At 63.7% G+C, this 16,366-nt stretch carries 16 protein-coding genes and 1 riboswitch; of the genes, 5 read left to right on the top strand and 11 right to left on the bottom strand.

Going from position 1 to position 16,366, the window contains the following annotated elements; all coding sequences use genetic code 11:
* Positions 1–128: 128 nt before the first annotated feature.
* The 3 genes from BHD06_RS09310 to BHD06_RS09300 are packed head-to-tail and all read right to left on the bottom strand — an operon-like array spanning position 129 to position 3,121.
* Positions 129–1,271: a PLP-dependent aspartate aminotransferase family protein gene (locus tag BHD06_RS09310; RefSeq protein ID WP_080456731.1), complete on the bottom strand. Its 1,143-nt coding sequence runs from the start codon at positions 1,269–1,271 to the stop codon at positions 129–131.
* The gene (locus BHD06_RS09305; RefSeq protein WP_254892371.1) at positions 1,272–2,024 is read right to left on the bottom strand and encodes an aspartate/glutamate racemase family protein; all 753 of its coding nucleotides are present in this window, start codon (positions 2,022–2,024) and stop codon (positions 1,272–1,274) included.
* Positions 2,021–3,121 (bottom strand): anhydro-N-acetylmuramic acid kinase, encoded by a 1,101-nt coding sequence (locus tag BHD06_RS09300; RefSeq protein ID WP_080456729.1) that lies wholly within the window; start codon positions 3,119–3,121, stop codon positions 2,021–2,023. Before BHD06_RS09300 ends, BHD06_RS09305 begins: the two co-directional genes overlap by 4 nt.
* Positions 3,122–3,184: 63 nt before the next feature.
* Between BHD06_RS09300 and tyrS the strand changes: the two genes are divergently transcribed.
* Positions 3,185–4,438: a tyrosine--tRNA ligase gene (gene tyrS / locus BHD06_RS09295; protein ID WP_080456728.1), complete on the top strand. Its 1,254-nt coding sequence runs from the start codon at positions 3,185–3,187 to the stop codon at positions 4,436–4,438.
* Between the two features lie 188 nt (positions 4,439–4,626).
* Here tyrS and aroB read toward each other — a convergent pair whose 3' ends face one another.
* Both aroB and BHD06_RS09285 read right to left on the bottom strand, forming a co-directional pair.
* On the bottom strand, positions 4,627–5,745 hold the full coding sequence (gene aroB / locus BHD06_RS09290; RefSeq protein WP_080456727.1) for a 3-dehydroquinate synthase: 1,119 nt from the start codon (positions 5,743–5,745) through the stop codon (positions 4,627–4,629).
* Positions 5,742–6,344, bottom strand: a complete 603-nt coding sequence (locus BHD06_RS09285) for a shikimate kinase (RefSeq protein ID WP_376764846.1) — start codon at positions 6,342–6,344, stop codon at positions 5,742–5,744. Before BHD06_RS09285 ends, aroB begins: the two co-directional genes overlap by 4 nt.
* A gap of 70 nt (positions 6,345–6,414) precedes the next feature.
* On the opposite strand from BHD06_RS09285, the gene BHD06_RS23700 reads away from it, so the two are divergent.
* From BHD06_RS23700 to BHD06_RS09270, 4 genes are all read left to right on the top strand, one after another.
* Complete coding sequence (locus BHD06_RS23700; RefSeq protein ID WP_176214321.1) at positions 6,415–6,564, top strand: hypothetical protein; 150 nt, start codon at positions 6,415–6,417, stop codon at positions 6,562–6,564.
* Entirely contained in the window at positions 6,551–8,080 is a 1,530-nt protein-coding gene (locus tag BHD06_RS09280) for a hypothetical protein (protein WP_254892370.1), read from the top strand. The genes BHD06_RS23700 and BHD06_RS09280 overlap by 14 nt, the downstream gene beginning before the upstream one ends.
* Positions 8,081–8,103: 23 nt before the next feature.
* On the top strand, positions 8,104–9,042 hold the full coding sequence (locus BHD06_RS09275; RefSeq protein WP_080456724.1) for a tyrosine recombinase: 939 nt from the start codon (positions 8,104–8,106) through the stop codon (positions 9,040–9,042).
* Positions 9,043–9,118: 76 nt separating this feature from the next.
* On the top strand, positions 9,119–10,429 hold the full coding sequence (locus tag BHD06_RS09270; protein ID WP_080456723.1) for an HlyC/CorC family transporter: 1,311 nt from the start codon (positions 9,119–9,121) through the stop codon (positions 10,427–10,429).
* A gap of 106 nt (positions 10,430–10,535) precedes the next feature.
* Here BHD06_RS09270 and BHD06_RS09265 read toward each other — a convergent pair whose 3' ends face one another.
* From BHD06_RS09265 to metZ, 6 genes are all read right to left on the bottom strand, one after another.
* On the bottom strand, positions 10,536–11,984 hold the full coding sequence (locus BHD06_RS09265) for a TrkH family potassium uptake protein (RefSeq protein WP_080456722.1): 1,449 nt from the start codon (positions 11,982–11,984) through the stop codon (positions 10,536–10,538).
* A 65-nt stretch (positions 11,985–12,049) separates the two neighbouring features.
* Entirely contained in the window at positions 12,050–12,277 is a 228-nt protein-coding gene (locus BHD06_RS09260; protein ID WP_080456721.1) for a hypothetical protein, read from the bottom strand.
* Positions 12,278–12,443: 166 nt separating this feature from the next.
* Positions 12,444–12,665, bottom strand: a complete 222-nt coding sequence (locus tag BHD06_RS09255) for a hypothetical protein (protein WP_080456720.1) — start codon at positions 12,663–12,665, stop codon at positions 12,444–12,446.
* 126 nt (positions 12,666–12,791) lie between these two features.
* Positions 12,792–13,454, bottom strand: a complete 663-nt coding sequence (locus tag BHD06_RS09250; RefSeq protein ID WP_080456719.1) for a hypothetical protein — start codon at positions 13,452–13,454, stop codon at positions 12,792–12,794.
* A gap of 192 nt (positions 13,455–13,646) precedes the next feature.
* Positions 13,647–14,747, bottom strand: a complete 1,101-nt coding sequence (gene folE2, locus BHD06_RS09245) for a GTP cyclohydrolase FolE2 (protein WP_080456718.1) — start codon at positions 14,745–14,747, stop codon at positions 13,647–13,649.
* Positions 14,748–14,871: 124 nt separating this feature from the next.
* The gene (gene metZ, locus BHD06_RS09240) at positions 14,872–16,056 is read right to left on the bottom strand and encodes an O-succinylhomoserine sulfhydrylase (protein ID WP_080456717.1); all 1,185 of its coding nucleotides are present in this window, start codon (positions 16,054–16,056) and stop codon (positions 14,872–14,874) included.
* Between the two features lie 56 nt (positions 16,057–16,112).
* A riboswitch (SAM riboswitch) is annotated at positions 16,113–16,190 on the bottom strand.
* Between the last annotated feature and the right edge of the window lie 176 nt (positions 16,191–16,366).

The raw sequence follows: 16,366 nt of genomic DNA, 5'->3' as shown, positions 1-16,366 counted from the left end.
TTGCAGCCAAATCGCCGCGCCGGGGGCGGCGTCATGCCGAAGGCATACCTCTGGCATGGCAATGCGCGGCGGCCTTACGTCCGCGTTTCGCGCAAGAGCTTCAATCGGATGCCCGGTTCAAACCAGCCCTAGCCGTCCAGCGCCTGCGCGAGATCGGCGATCAAGTCGCCCGCATCCTCGATCCCCACCGACAGGCGAATAAGCGTCTCGGGGATGCCGGTGTGCGGCTCAATGGTGTGGCGGTGCTCGACGAGGCTCTCGACACCCCCAAGGGACGTGGCCCGATGGAACAACCGCAACCGCCCCACCACATCGAGCGCGCGCGCCTTGTCGCCCTTGACCAGCGCAGAGAGCAGGTAGCCATAGCCACCCTGCATCTGACGCGCCGCGATTGCGTGCCCGGCATGGCTGGCCAGCCCCGGATAATAGACCGCCTCGATATCGGCGCGCCCCTCCAGGTATTCGGCAACGTCCATCGCGTTCTGGCACATCCGCTCCATCCGCAGCGGTAATGTCCGCATCCCCCGCATCAAAAGCCACGCCTCGAACGGCCCGATAATGGCCCCCGCGTCATGGCGATCGGTGGCTATTTCCTGCCACATCGCCTGCCCCGGCTCGCGGCAGGACAAGACGCCCGCCAACACATCAGAATGCCCGTTCAGCGCCTTGGTCGCCGAATGCATCACGACATCGGCCCCCAGATCAAGCGCCCGGGTCAGCACCGGCGTCGCCGCCGTGCCATCGACCACGAGCACCGCGCCCCCCTTGTGCGCGATACCCGCCGCCGCCGCGATGTCAACGGACTTGAGCCACGGGTTCGACGGCGTCTCGATCCAGACCATGTCCGCGGAGGACCGGCACGCCTCGGCCAAGGCACCGGGGTCCGCCGCGTCGATCTCATCGAGGATGATCGCACGCCGCACGCAATAATCGCGCACCCATTTCAACGTGCCCCAGTAGATTCCGGACTGCATCACCACCCGCGCCCCCGAGGGCAGCGCCCGGAACACCGCCGCAATGGCCGCCATGCCACTTGGAAACAGCAGGCTTGCCGCCGCGCCTTCCAATGCACGCAAAACCTCCTCGCACTGCCGCACCGTATCGTTCTGATCGCGGCCATAGACATTGTCGGGCCGCATCAGCCCATAGTCGGCATCGCGCAGATAGGTCGTGGCCAGGTTGATCCCCGGCACCACGCCTCCGGTCTGCGCGTCCACCGCGCCTGCCGCCTGTGCGGCGATGGTCGCGGGCTTTTGGTGTTTCTTGGTCATTCAGTCCTCTTTCCGCCCCTCTAGATCAAACAGCCGCCCCGGCCCCCAGCCGCGCGCCGCGATCCCGGCGTGCCGCAACATGTCCCACAATAGCGCCTGATTGGAACTGATTACCGGCAACCCGAGCACTTGCTCGACCGCCTCGATGATCCCGAAAGTGCGCAAATTGGTGCAGCTTGTAAAGACCGCCTGAACATCCGCCGCACGCCCCGCCTGCACCATCGCGGCCCAGGTCGAACTCTCGGCGATTCGCGCCACTGTCCAATCCTCTTTCTGGCTGAAGCTCGCCTCGCTCACCACTGTAATCCCCGCCCCGGCCAGCGCATGGCGCAGCGGGCCATTCACCTCGGCCACGTAGGGCGTGACCATCGCCACGCGCGTCGCCCCAAATGCGTTGAGCGCGGCGATCACGGCACTCAGCGGGTTGGTCACGGGCGTGGCAGGCTGTGCCTTCTGCATGCGCCGCGCCACCTCGTCAGGGCCGATCACGGCACTGGCAGAGGTGCAGCCGTAACCAAGCACCGACAACCCCTGCGGCAAGAGCGCGGCGGTGCGCGTCATCTCGGGGGCCATGGCCTGCAAATCTTCGGGCGTGACATCGGCCTGCGCCGGAATGCGGGTGTGCAGCAGGTTCACATCGCGCCCTGCCAGCACGCCGCGCGCCTCGTATTCCAATGTTTCGTCGGTGCTCAGCACGATCAGGCCAAGCCGCCGCCCGGCCCCGGCACCCTGGTCAAGCTCATACTCCATCATCCCCCCTCTGGACGGCTGATCGTTCCGCCCGACACGGCGGCGCGCACGCCCGTCGTACCGGCACAGGACGTGGGCAATCCCCGCGCCACCCGCACCGCCAAATGCGCGAAAGCCTGCGCCTCCAGCATGTCGCCGTCAAGCCCCACCGCCTCCACCGGTGCCACCGGGCAATCGAGCGAAGCGGCAAGCATTCGCATCATCACCGGGTTGTGCCGCCCGCCCCCCGTCACCAGCAGACGCACAGGCGGCTCCGGACAATGTTCCATTCCGCGCAACACCGCCGCTGCGGCCATGCCGGTCAGCGTCGCGACGGCATCGGCATCGGCCAGTTCCGAAACCAGCCCGATCATCTCGGAAAACGTGTCGCGATCCAGCGACTTGGGTGGCATGCGCAGGAAATACGACTCGTCCAGGAACAGCTCCAGCGCGCCCTGCACCACCTGCCCGCACCGCGCAAGTGCGCCGTCGCGGTCATACGGCTCTCCCCGCCGCGCCATCATCAAATCGTTGATCGGGGCATTGGCCGGGCCGGTGTCGAACGCCAGTAGAGCGCCCTCCTCCTCGGGCCGCGCGCGGCGCGGATCGACCCAGGTCAGGTTGCCCACCCCGCCGAGATTGAGAAAGGCCAGCGGCGCCTCGGCCCCGATCCACTTGGCACAGGCGAAATGAAAGAACGGTGCCAGCGGAGCACCCTCGCCGCCCAGACGGATATCAGCGCTGCGAAAATCCCAGACCACCGGCAGACCCAAAGCCTCGGCCAGCCGCGCGCCATCGCCCAATTGATGCGTGCCGCGCCCCTGTGGCTCATGCGCCAGCGTCTGACCGTGAAAGCCCACCAGCGCGGCCCCGTCAAAGCTGCGGAGCACCTCCAGATGCGCACGCTCCACCAGCGCCTCGGCCTCGGCCAGTTCCTCTCCGGGCCATTTTCCAAGGGCGGCGGCCAGAATCGCCTGCTCGACCGTCGAATAGGCGCGATAGGCGGAAGGGCCAAAGCCGGTGATCACCTCGCCATCGGTTTCGACCATGGCCGCATCTACCCCGTCAAGCGAGGTGCCCGACATCGCCCCCAAGGCCCAGAGCCGCCCCGCCTTCAACATGGCCTTTTCCTTCGCCCAATGACTGCATATACATGCCGCGCAACGACAAGCGGGACAAGCCTTATGACCTACCACCCGAAATCAGATTTCATGCGCGTGATGATCGAGCGCGGCTATCTCGCGGATTGCACCGATTACCAGGGGCTGGACGAGGCGCTGACCAAAGGCACGGTCACAGCCTATATCGGCTATGACGCCACGGCGAAATCGCTGCATGTTGGGCACCTGCTGAACATCATGATGCTGCGCTGGCTGCAAAAGACCGGGCACCGCCCGATCACGCTGATGGGCGGCGGCACGACCAAGGTGGGTGATCCATCGTTCCGCTCGGATGAACGGCCCCTGCTCGGCCCTGATCAGATCGCCGAGAACATCTCTGGCATGAAACGCGTCTTCGCGCGCTACCTTGCGTATGGTCAGGGGCAGAGCGACGCGCTGATGCTCGACAATGCCGAATGGCTCGACGGGCTGAACTATCTCGACTTCCTGCGTGATATCGGGCGGCATTTCTCGGTCAACCGGATGCTGTCCTTCGAGAGCGTGAAATCCCGGCTCGACCGCGAGCAATCGCTCAGCTTTCTCGAATTCAACTACATGATCCTCCAAGCCTATGATTTCCTTGAACTCAACCGGCGCCACGGCTGCGTGTTGCAGATGGGGGGCTCGGATCAATGGGGCAATATCGTAAACGGCATCGACCTCACCCGCCGGGTGATCGACACGCCGGTGTACGGCCTCACCTCACCGCTGCTGACCACCTCGGACGGGCGCAAGATGGGCAAATCCGCGGGCGGCGCGATGTGGCTCGATGGCGACATGCTCAGCCCCTACGAATTCTGGCAATTCTGGCGCAACACCACCGATGCCGATACCGGGCGCTTCCTGAAACTCTATACCGAATTGCCCGTCGAGGAGTGCGAGCGCATGGGCAGCCTGCAAGGCTCCGAGATCAACGATGCCAAGATCATCCTCGCCAATGAAGTAACGACGCTGCTGCACGGGGCAGAGGCGGCACGGACCGCCGAAGCCACCGCGCGCGAGGTGTTCGAAAAGGGCGGTGTGGGCGATGATCTGCCGACAGTTGAACTGGGCGCCGAGGACCTGGGCGACGGGATTTCCATCGTGCAATTGATCGTGCGCAGTGGCCTCGCCAAGTCCGGTAAGGAGGCGAAACGCCTTATCGCCGAGAACGGCGCGCGCCTCGACGACGCGCCGCTGACCGATGCCGGGTTGATGATCGACGCCGCCGCCCTCGCCGCGCCGATCAAGCTTTCGGCGGGCAAGAAACGTCACGCACTGGTCAAGCTCATCCCCTAAGAGGATCGCGCGCCCAAGGGATTTTGAAATCCCTTGGGCAAGCCGCTCTCAAGCGGCTTGCAACGCGGTTTGGAAACCGCGTTGAAAGGCGTTTACAAACGCCTTTCCCCGACCGCCGCCCGATGTGCGGTGTTCTGCGGTATCATCCTGAATCGGCCCGGGGCAGCGAGGCGCGAACGCCGTACATCTCAGGCCCGCATGGCGAGCGCATCCTCTAGCACTTCACGTACTGTCTCGGACGGCACGTCAGCGGTGATGAACGCCTCACCGATGCCGCGCGCGAGGACGAAGCTCAACCTGCCATCGACGACTTTCTTGTCCTGCGCCATCAGCGCAATGAGCCCCTCCGGGTCTGGTAATTCTCCATCAATATCCGACAAATCAACCTTCATCCTCATGTCACGCAGATGCGCGCGCACGCGGCTCGGTTCCTCCTGTGCACACAGCCCGAGCCGCGCCGACAACTCAAAAGCCAGCGCGCATCCGATCGCCACTCCCTCGCCATGCACGAGCCGCGTCCCGTCATATCGCGTGGCGGCTTCCAAAGCGTGGCAAAATGTATGTCCAAGATTGAGCAACGCCCGCTCGCCCTGTTCGGTTTCATCGCGCATCACAATCTCGGCCTTCATCTCGACCGAGCGTTTCACGGCATGGATCCGCGCCGCCATATCACCCTCTGCAACACGTGAGGCGTGGCCTTCAAGCCATTGGAAAAATTCACGATCTCCCAAAAGCCCGTATTTCACGACTTCGCCGTAACCCGCCAGAAAATCGCGCTCCGGCAAGCTGTCCAGAACCGCGGTATCGGCGAGCACCAGGCTCGGCTGATGGAACGCGCCAATCAGGTTCTTGCCCTGCGGCGCGTTGATCCCGGTCTTGCCACCGACCGAACTGTCGACCTGCGCGAGCAGGCTTGTCGGCACCTGCACGAACCGCACCCCGCGCCGCAGCACGGCGGCGGCAAAGCCCACCAGATCGCCGATCACGCCGCCGCCCAGGGCGACAACCACGTCGTTGCGCTCGACCTTCTGCTCCAGCAGCCATTCGACCGCCCGCTCGAAATGCGGCCAGGACTTCGTCGCCTCGCCCGGCGGCAGACGCATTGCGACCGAGGAAATTCCGTTCGCTTCCAATCCGTTGCAAAACGTTTCGAGATGCAGCGTCGCGACCGTCTCGTCGGTTATGATTGCCACGCGCGGACGCCGCAGCAGCGGGCCGATCAGTTCCCCTGCGCGCGCCAAAAGGCCCGGCCCGATATGGATGTCATAGGCCCGCCCCTCCAGGCCCACATGCACGATCTCACTCATTTCACTGCCTCCAAAACATCACGCCGCGTGGCCAGCGCCGCCTCGACCCGTGCGGCCATGTCGTCAATCGAATAGCCCGGGTCCGCCGCCACGCTCGAATCCGCCTGTGCATAGATCGGCGCGCGTGCCTCATAGATCTCTCGCAGCGTCTCATAAGGATGAGCTGTGCGTAGCAAGGGCCTGGTATTCTTTCCTTTTACCCGTGACCACAACAAGCCAAGATCGGCATTCAACCAGACCGAGATCCCCTTATCGGACATCATCTTCCGGTTTTTTCCGGATAAGAAGGCACCACCACCCGTAGACAGAATGCCACGCTGCGTGTCGAGCAGGCGCTCGATCACCTCGCTTTCGCGCGCACGAAAGAATGTCTCGCCATCCCTTTGAAATATCTCTGAAATCGTCATATTGGCGGCTTTCTCGATTTCCGTATCGGAATCCAGAAACGGCACAGAAAGCCGGGCGGCCAACGCCTTGCCCACGGCTGTCTTGCCTGCTCCCATCATGCCCACGAGCACGACGGTTTTCTTCAGTTTCCAATCCGTTTCTGCCGACACGCTCGGCGCTCCCCCGCCCAATTCACACAGTTTTTCACTCAATGACGTGATCTTGCGCAAAACGCCAGTTATAACTTAGGTAAAACATCGTAGCGGGCAGGCAGGGGATTCCATGTTCCGATTGATCAAATGGCTATTTTATCTGGCCATTCTGGGTTTCGTCGCCCTTGTGGCCTATGCGTATATCGGGCCCTTTTTTGGTGCCGATTTCTCGCCGCCGCAAACCGAGATTCGCCAAGATGTCATTCTTGAAACCGAGTAGCCTTGTGGTTGTAGCCACGTTCTGGGCGGTGCAAGGTGCCGCGCAGGCACCGCTCTCGGCGATCGACTGGCTTGACGAGGCAGACACCGCAGTGCGCGGCAGTCCCTATGCACCGCAAACCGAGCCACCCGCCGCCGACCGCGTCGAGACGCCGGACGTGGTCGTCACCGCCCTCGACGCACCCCGCGCCGACGCCGTTGGCTTGCTACCATCCTCAACCACCGGCCTGCCCGGTACGCTCTGGCGGGACAGCAGCGAGGCCGCGCTTTTGCAACGTCTGCGCGCGCTACCGGAGGTGCCACTGCCAGCGGTGCAGGCGCTTTACTACACGCTGCTTCTGGCTGAGGCCGAGGCACCGACGGATTCCGGCCCAAGTGCGCAATTCCTTTCCGCCCGCATTGCGGCACTGCGGCGATTCGGGGCGGTCGAGCCCGCGCTCGCCCTGGTCGAGCGGGCGGGTGGTGCGACGCCCGAACTTTTTGAGCACTGGTTCGATCTGGCACTGCTCAACGGCAGCGAGGAGGCAGCCTGCGCCGCGCTCAGCACCGAGCCGCATCTCAGCGACAGTCTTGCCGCGCGGATCTATTGCACCGCGCGACAGGGCGACTGGGACACCGCGGCGCTGACCTATCACGGGGCCACCGCCACCGGCGGGTTGCCAGAGCCCGATGCGACCCTGCTCGCGCTCTTTCTCGACCCGTCGCTGATCGAGGAGATCGCGCCTCCCGATCCCCCCGCACGGGTCACCCCGCTGCGGTTCCGGTTGTTCGAGGCGATCGGCGCGCCGCTGCCCACCCGCAACCTGCCGCGCGCCTTCGCCATGGCCGATCTGCGCGGCACCGCCGGATGGAAGGCAGAGCTAGAGGCCGCCGAGCGGCTGGCGCGCACGGGTGCCGTTCCCGGCGCGCGGCTTCTGGGGCTTTACACGGCGCGGGATCCCGCAGCCTCGGGCGGGGTCTGGGACCGGGTCGCGGCGGTACAGGCGCTTGACCGCGCGCTCAGCCGGGGCGACCCTGCGGCAATCGGGCGCAGCCTGCCCGACGCGTGGCGCGCCGCGCGTGCCCTGCAGCTCGAAACCGTTTATGCCGAGCTTTTCGCCGAACGGTTGATCGAGGCTGATCTGCCGCCCGAGGTCGCCGCCCAAGCCTTCGACATTGCACTTCTCTCGAGCCGGTATGAGACGGCCGCGCAGAGCCTTGCCCCCGATGACGCCCGGCAGGACTTCGCGGCGGCGCTTGCCCGGGGCACCCCGTCGGAAGCCACCCCGACCGGCCCCGTGGCAGAGGCCATAGCGCGCGGCTTTGCCCGAAGCGCAGCCACACCCGAACATCAGACGCTGATCGACGAGGGCCGCCTGGGCGAGGCCATTCTCGACGCCGCGCGCGAGCTGGACCAGAGCGCGGGCAGCGCGCGCGACACGCTGAGCGAGGCCCTTGCGACGTTGCGCGCCGTCGGGCTGGAGGATACCGCGCGCCGTGCAGCCCTCCAGATTCTGTTGCTGGAACGCCTCAATTGAGCCTCGTAACCCGTTGGATTTCAATGTTTCTAGAAGCTCAGGCTGCCGAATTGGGTGCGGCGGCCAACACGCTCTCGGCCTATGAGCGCGACCTTTGTGCCTATGCCGACTGGATGGCCGACCACGCGCAGGATCCGGTGACAACGACGCAAACCGATATTGAATCCTACCTTATTCATTGCGAGGCGCAGGGCCTTGCACAATCGACCCGGGCACGTCGGCTCTCGGCGATCCGGCAATTTTACCGCTTCGCGTTCGAGGAACGGCTGCGCGCTGAAAACCCGGCGATCCGCATCAAGGGGCCGGGGCGCGCGCAGCGCCTGCCCAAAACGCTGAGCGAGGACGAGGTGACCCGACTGCTCGACACCGCGCCACAGTTCGGGCGCAGCAAGGCGGATCGCTGCCGCAACACCTGCCTGATGGCGCTACTCTATGCCACCGGCATGCGGGTGAGCGAATTGGTCGCGCTGCCGCTATCGGCCGCACGGGGCGACCCCAACATGCTGCTGGTGCGCGGCAAGGGGGGCAAGGAACGCATGGTGCCGCTCTCGCCGCCTGCGCGCGCGGCGCTGGCCGAATGGCTCTCTCTGCGCGACGCCGAGGAGGAGGCAGCCCGCGCCAAGGGGCGGCCCGGCTCGGCTTTTCTCTTTGCCTCCGGGGGCAAGTCCGGGCACCTGACGCGCCACAGGTTTTATCAATTGATCAAGAGCTTGGCGGTCGATGCTCATGTCGATCCAGACAAGGTGACCCCGCACACGCTGCGGCATGCCTTTGCCACGCATCTCTTGGCCAACGGGGCCGATCTGCGGGTGATCCAGACGCTTCTGGGCCATGCCGATGTGGCCACGACCGAGATCTACACCCATGTGCTCGAGGCGCGATTGCAGGCGCTGGTAGAGGAGCACCACCCGCTGGCTGCCGCCGCCCGGCGCAAGACCGGCGGCAACACCGACGAGCATTAGCCAGGAACGCGGGGGTCTCTTGATTACAGGGCCTTAAGTCCCCATAACCCCGTCAGTCACAAGGATCATTACGCAAATGGATGCGACAGCCGCGACCTTCGACCTGACATTCTGGATTACCACCGGGGCCATTCTCGGCCTTCTCGTGCTCTCGGGCTTTTTCTCGGGGAGCGAGACCGCTCTCACCGCCGCATCGCGCGGCAAACTGCGCGCGCAGGCCGAAAAGGGCTCGCGCGGGGCCGATACCGCGCTTTTCATAACCGAGGATAACGAGCGTTTGATCGGTTCAGTGCTTCTGGGCAACAACCTGGTCAATATCCTCGCCGCCTCGCTCGCCACCGCGCTTTTCACCCGGCTCTTCGGCGAAAGCGGCGTGGCGCTCGCGACGCTGGTGATGACGCTGTTGGTCTTGATCTTCGCCGAGGTACTGCCCAAGACCTACGCCATCACCAATGCCGAAGCCGCCGCCTCGCGGACCGCGCCGATCATCGTCTGGGTGGTCAAGGTGTTCTCGCCCGTCGTCTCGGCAGTGCGCTGGCTGGTGCGGCTGATCCTGCGCGCCTTTGGCGTACAGACCGATCCCGACAGCCATATTCTCGCGGTGCGCGACGAGATCGCGGGCGCGCTCTATCTGGGCCAATCCGAAGGCGTCGTCGAGAAGGAGGACCGAGACCGCATCCTCGGCGCGCTCGATCTGGGCGAACGCGCGGTCGAGGAAATCATGCTGCACCGTTCCCGCATCGAGATGATCGACGCCGAGGCGGAGCCCGACGCGATTCTCGATCAATGTCTCAGGAGCAACCACACCCGCCTGCCGCTCTATCGCGACGATCCCGACAACATCGTCGGCGTGGTCCATGCCAAGGATCTCTTGCGGGCAATGCACGGCCTTGTCACCTCGTCCGAGGAAGGCGCCGCCGAGGCGCTGCGCGCCTTTGACGTCCAGAGCATCGCCCGCGAGCCCTATTTCGTGCCCGAAACCACGACGCTCGACGACCAGATGCGGCAATTCCTGCGCATGCGCAGCCATTTCGCGTTGGTCGTGGATGAATATGGCACGCTGCAGGGGCTGATCACGCTGGAGGATATTCTGGAAGAGATCGTCGGAGAGATCACCGACGAGTTCGACCCCGACGCCGAACACCCGATTCGCAAGACCGAGGACAACCAGTTTCTCGTCGACGGCGCGATGACGATTCGCGATCTCAACCGCGCGACCGACTGGACCCTGCCGGACGACGCGGCGAATACCGTGGCAGGGTTGGTGATTCACGAGGCGCAGATGATCCCAGCGATCGATCAGGCCTTCATATTTCACGGCTTCCGCTTTCAGGTCGTGGCGCGCAAGGACAACCGGATCACGAAGCTGAAGATTCGAAAGCTGTAACTGTGGTGGGCGCGCGTTTTAGCCCGGAGCGGACCTTGGCGGCCTTAGGCCCTGACTCCACGCAGGAGAATAACGGCAAAGATTCGCTCCAGGCCAAAACCCATCCTCACGCCCGCCAGAAGGCCGGCACCAGAAGCACGATCACCGCCAGAACCTCCAACCGCCCCATCAGCATGGCAAGGATCATCAGCGCCTTGGCCGCGTCGGGAAACGCCGCAAGCGATCCCGTCACACCCACGGTTTCCCCGAACGCCGGGCCGACGTTGAAAATCGCCGTCCAGGCCGCAGTCACCGATTCCACCAGCGGCAGGCCGGTCATCTCCAGCGCCACCGAGAAAAAGCCGAGCGACAGGATGTAGCAGGTAAAGAGCAGCATCACCGATTGCAGCACCTCATCCTCGACGCGCCGCCCCTCATGGCGCAGGACCATGACGCTGGAGGGGTGAAAAATCCGCCGCGCCTGTTGGCCGAGCGCGCGTAACATCAGCTGGTACCGGAAAATCTTGATCGCGCAGCCGGTCGAGCCGGTGCAGCCGCCAATCGCGCCCACGACAATCAGGATGACAAAGGGAAAATTGCCCCAGGCGGTAACATCGCCATCGCCATAGCCGGTGCCCGTAAAGATCGACACGACATTGAACAACCGCAGCCGCAGGCTGTCCTCGTCGAAACGGCCGTTGACCACGAAATCATAGGCCGCGACAAGCGCCACGGCGTAGAAGATCCAGCGCAGATAGGTTTGCACCTGCGTGTCATGCAGGATCGGGCGGATATGCCCCTGCGCCCCCTGCATCATCCGCACAAAGGGCAGGGTCGCGAGGATCATGAAGACCACGCAGGCATATTGCGGCGCACCGGGAAAGGCAGCGAAGGAGGCGTCCTTGCTGGAGAACCCGCCGGTGGAGACGGTGGTCAGCGCATGCACCGTCGCCTCGAACGCACCCATCCCCAGCACCAAATAGGTCAGCGTGCAGATCAGCGTCAGGCCCAGATAGACGTTGAGCACCCCCTTTGAGATGTCCATGGTGCGCGGCAGGGCCTTGCCGAAGGTGTCGAACCCTTCGGAACGAAAGAACTGCATGCCCCCCACCCGCATCTCGGGCAGGAACACAAGCGCCACGATCACAATCCCGAGCCCGCCCAGCCATTGCAGGATACCGCGCCACAGCAAGAGGCCCTTGGGCAGATCGTCCAGCCCCGCGATCACCGTCGATCCGGTGGTCGTCACACCCGACATCGCTTCAAAAAAAGCGTCGATGAACCGCAGGTTGGTTTCACCCAGCATCAAGGGCAGCGCCCCGAAAAGCGGCAGCATCACCCAGACCAGCGTTGTCAGAAGAAACGCCTGCTGAATGGTCAGCCCCTTGCCCGCGGCGTTCTTGCACGCGAGCGCCACCAGCGCACCCATCAGGCAGGTCACGATCATGCTCTCGGCGAACACAGGCCAGTGTCCGCGCCCCTCGGCAATATCCACGAGCAGCGGCAGCGCCATGGTCGCACCCATGGCGGTGACCATCAGGCCAACCAGATATCCGACGGGTCGCACATCAAACATGACGCGCAGAGTTGGCGGTGCTTCGCGAGACTGTCAAGCACGATAGAGAGACGCAGCGTGCGACATCAGTCGGACAACAGGTCTTCGAAGACGAAAGCCGGGATATCGGCACGGCGCAGCCCCATCGCGGCCAGCTCCGAATCGCTCAGGCTGTGCATCTGCGCCACGCTCAGCAGACGCCGTCGCGTCAGCATGTAGGCGTTCATGCCCGGCGCGCGCTCTGCCATGAATAAATCCAGATCACGCCGCCACCCGGCGGGTAGAAATCGGGGTGTCAGGTCGGTCTCGGCCACTGGGTGCCCTTTCTTGGATCGAACGGGTCCCCTCCCTGCCTGCACCTTAACGCATCACGTCTCGGATTGCGCGGCACCAAATCCGGAATGCGCGAGGTGTTGCTGCAACGCAGCAAAACCCCGCCGAACCAGGTCCGGCGGGGCTCAGGGCTCTGCCGCGTCTTTGTCAGGTATAAAACAGATCCTTGAAGACGTGATAGGCGATCTCGTCGCGCCGGATACCCATCCGGGCCAGTTCTTCGTCCGTCTTCGCCTCGAGCGCCTCGATCTGGTTACGCCGGGCGCAGACCCGGATTTGCGAGTCAAAGCCGCGCTCCAGCGCCGCAACAAACCGCTTCCAGCCCTCGCGCAGAGGCGATGCGGTGATGTTCGTGGTGATATTCGCCATTTGGAAACCTCACAATCTAAGTGATCTGTTTCCTCCCTATGTCAAAACTAGGTCAGCGCCGTTGACATTACTAGCGTCAAATCGGAATGGCCGGGTTGCGCGTGACGCATCCCGACCTCTAAGCCCTTATTTCGCGTTATTTTTTTTCGACGAGCCGGGCATGGCTGGCGGGTTGGACGGCGCGCGCGGACGCTTTGCCGGGGCCGGGGCGGCGGCTTTGTTGCTGGCTGCGGGCTGTGCTTTTTCTGGTATCGGTGCCGGGTTGGCCGCCTTGTCCTCGGCGGGTTTGGCCGGTGCCGGGGCAGGCTGTGCGGGCTTTTCCGCCTTGGCCGCTGCGGGGCTTGGCTGAGCGGGTTTTGCCGCCGTGGCCGCTGCGGGACTTGGCTGAGCAGGTTTTGCCGCTGTGGCAGGCGTCGGTTTTGCAGCAAGCGTGGCCGTCGACGGCGCAGCGCTCGGCGTCGCTGGTTTTTCAACTTTGCCTGCGGGTGCCACGGGTGCCTTGCGCGCGGTTCGCTTGGGCGCGGCTTTCGTCGTGGCCGTTTTCGCCACTGTCTTCGCGCGGCCGCCGGCGGGGGCGTCGACCAGCTTGGCCGGTTTCGGGCTGGCGGTCGCCTTGGCTGCGGGTTTGACCGAGGCCGCAGTAACCGGTTTCTCCGGCATCGACAGGCGGCCTGACCGCATGGCTGCCTCGCCAAAGATCTGCGCCACGCGCAGATTGCTTTCGATCATGTAGCCGGTCAGCCTAATCCCGGCAGCGGAGAGTTTGAGCGGCAGATCGGGTGCAAGCATGGTCGGTTTCCTTTTCAAATCCGAGTACCGCCCACGATACCGCAGGCAGGTGACACGAGTATAAAGTGCGCACCATGCTGCGTTGCAGCAATTCGCCCAAAGGTCAAATCACAAAAGGGGCTGTGCGCAGATATCCGCTGAAAATACGGCCTGAACGCCCGAAAATCGGGCACTCAGCACAGATCGCGCCGATCAGCGACCGTGAACCAGCGTTTGAAAGAGACGCGGATCGAGGCTCTGCGCATCAAAGGTGTCGCCTTCGGTCAGAACGCTGACCGCGTCATGGCTGTGCAAACTTTCCTGATGGCTAGCCACCACGCGGAAATCGCCGATGCGCGGATCGGCCAGAAGCTGCTCGCAGAACAGCCGCGCAGCATCCTCGACGAAAATCGCGTTAGCGGCGTTCAACTCGGCAAAGGCCTGTTCGTCCTCGCGCTTGACCATGACCTGCGTTTCCGTGGGAACAGCGCGGCGCGCCAGTTCGATCAAGTCCTCGAACCACAGGCAATCGCCCTCGATCAGTTCCACGGAAATGCGCGCGACCGAGCGTTGCGAATGCGGAGTAGCCAGCTGCCCGCGCGTCGCGCGCGCATGCTCGCTCAGTTCCAGCGAACAGGGGCAGGTCGAGGAATAGACGAAGTCCAGGTGCATGAATTTGCGCTTGATCCCATCCTGTTCGACCAGCTCAAGCGCGATATCGTAATATTGATACCCCTCCAGCCCCGAGCGCAGGGACTGCACCTTCATCGGGTAGGAAATCCGCATCTGAAGGCGGGCATCCACGCTGTCGAGATCGGTGATGTAATCCGCAAGCACGGCCTCCATCACCTCGTAGCTGAAGGTCTCTTCGGCGTGCTTGTAAAAGCTGCGCATGATCCGGGACATGTTGATGCCCTTCTTGCCCGCCTCGAGGCTGACAGTGCCGGTGACCGAGGTCTCGAGCGTCAGGTCACCGGTGTCGCGGGTATGAAAACGGATCGGCAGGCGGAAATTGGAAATCCCCACATGCTGCAACTGCTGCTTTGTGCCACGGATCAGCGACGCCGGACCATTCTGAAGGTCCGGCAACGACGCGCGATAGGCGTCGGTCACCTCGAACCCGTCGGGATAGGCGCGCGACGGGGCCGGATAGTTCGACATCTCAGCCTCGGGCAGCAGGCGCGCGATCGCGGGATCGAGGTAGGCCACTTCTTCGGGGCTTGCCGCCCGCGCCCACTCACGCAGCAGATCGAGCGCCGCTTGCGCCGCATCGCGGTCAGGCGTGGGGTTCATCTCGGACGGATGCATGTTCATGGCAAAGGCTCCCTCTCCGCGCCGCCAATCCCTTACATAAGGCATTGCCGGAGGAATTGCTATTATCGTAGGGATTTACGACAAAAGCGGCACGGCGGATCATTTTTATCCCGTTGATTTCGCTTTATCCGCTCGCGTCGAGCGCGCGGGTGATATCTTCGATCAGGTCGTCTGGATCCTCCAGCCCCACGCTCAGGCGCACCAGACCGGGCGTAATCCCAAGCTGCGCCTTGGCTGCGTCGGGCAGGCGTTGATGGGTCGTGGTAGCAGGATGGGTCGCGATGGACTTGGCGTCGCCCAGGTTATTCGAGATCACCACGATATCGAGCGCATTGAGAAAGCGGAACGCGGCCCCCTGCCCGCCCGCAAGATCAAGCGCCAGCACCGTGCCGCCCTGTCCCATCTGCGCGGTCACCAGTTCATGCTGCGCATGGCTCGGATGGCCCGGGTAGATCACGCGCGCGAGCCGCGCATCGCCTTGCAGCTCATTGGCGATCCGCAACGCGGTCTCGGCCTGCGCGCGCACCCGCAGATCTATCGTCTCCAGCCCCTTGAGCATGATCCAGGCGGTAAAGGGCGACATCGAACCGCCGGTATGCTTCATATAGGGTTCGACTGTTCCCCGAATGAACTCGCGCGTGCCGAGGATCACTCCGCCAAGCGCGCGCCCCTGCCCGTCGATATGCTTGGTCGCGGAATAAATCACCACATCCGCCCCCTGCTCCACCGCGCGCGAAAAGACCGGCGTGGCAAAGACATTGTCCACGATCACCGTCGCGCCTGACGCATGGGCCAGATCTGCCACCGCGCGGATATCGACTACGTCGAGCGTCGGGTTGGAAACCGTCTCGAAAAAGACCGCCCTGGTGTCGGGACGAATCGCCGCGCGCCATTGGTCGATATCGGTGCCATCGACAAACGTGACCTCGACGCCGAACCGAGTCAGCACCTCTTCCAGCACATAGAGGCACGAGCCGAAAAGCGCCCGTGCCGACACTACGTGATCGCCCGCCCGCAGCATCGAGGTCAGCGCACCCGACACCGCTGCCATGCCGCTCGCGGTGGCAAATCCGTCCTCGGTGCCCTCGAGACCGGCAATCCGGTCCTCGAACATCGCAACGGTCGGATTGCCATAGCGGGCATAGATGAACTCGTCATCGCCTGCCTTGATAAACCGCGCCTCGGCCGCCTCGGCGGTGTCATAGACAAAGCCCTGGGTCAGAAAGATCGCTTCGCTGACCTCGTTATACTGGCTGCGGCGGCTGCCGCTGTGCACCATTTTGGTACGACGTTTCCAAGTCTCGCTCATGTTCGTCCTCCGGGCGAAATCGCCCACAAAAAAAGCCCCGACGCGGTCAAGCGAAAGGGGGCTTTCTCCTGACCTTTTAGCGGATGTGTTTAACGTGGCCCGCAATCCGGTAACAAATCGCCACGTGTGCCGATTACTCCTGCGGGCGGGTTTCGTCAACACTGTCACGCAGGTTTAACGAAAAGTAGTGTCCGCATTTTGTGTTGGTAAGCTCACAGAGCCCGCAGAACATCCTCTGGCTGCACTTTACTGACCCGCGCCACGAACCAATCGAGATACCCCTCGAGATATTTCGAGGCAGGCCCTCGAA

It is taken from the genome of Roseovarius sp. A-2, from assembly GCF_002072155.1.
Taxonomy (GTDB): Bacteria; Pseudomonadota; Alphaproteobacteria; order Rhodobacterales; family Rhodobacteraceae; genus Roseovarius.
This window is presented reverse-complemented; position numbering and strand designations above follow the sequence as displayed.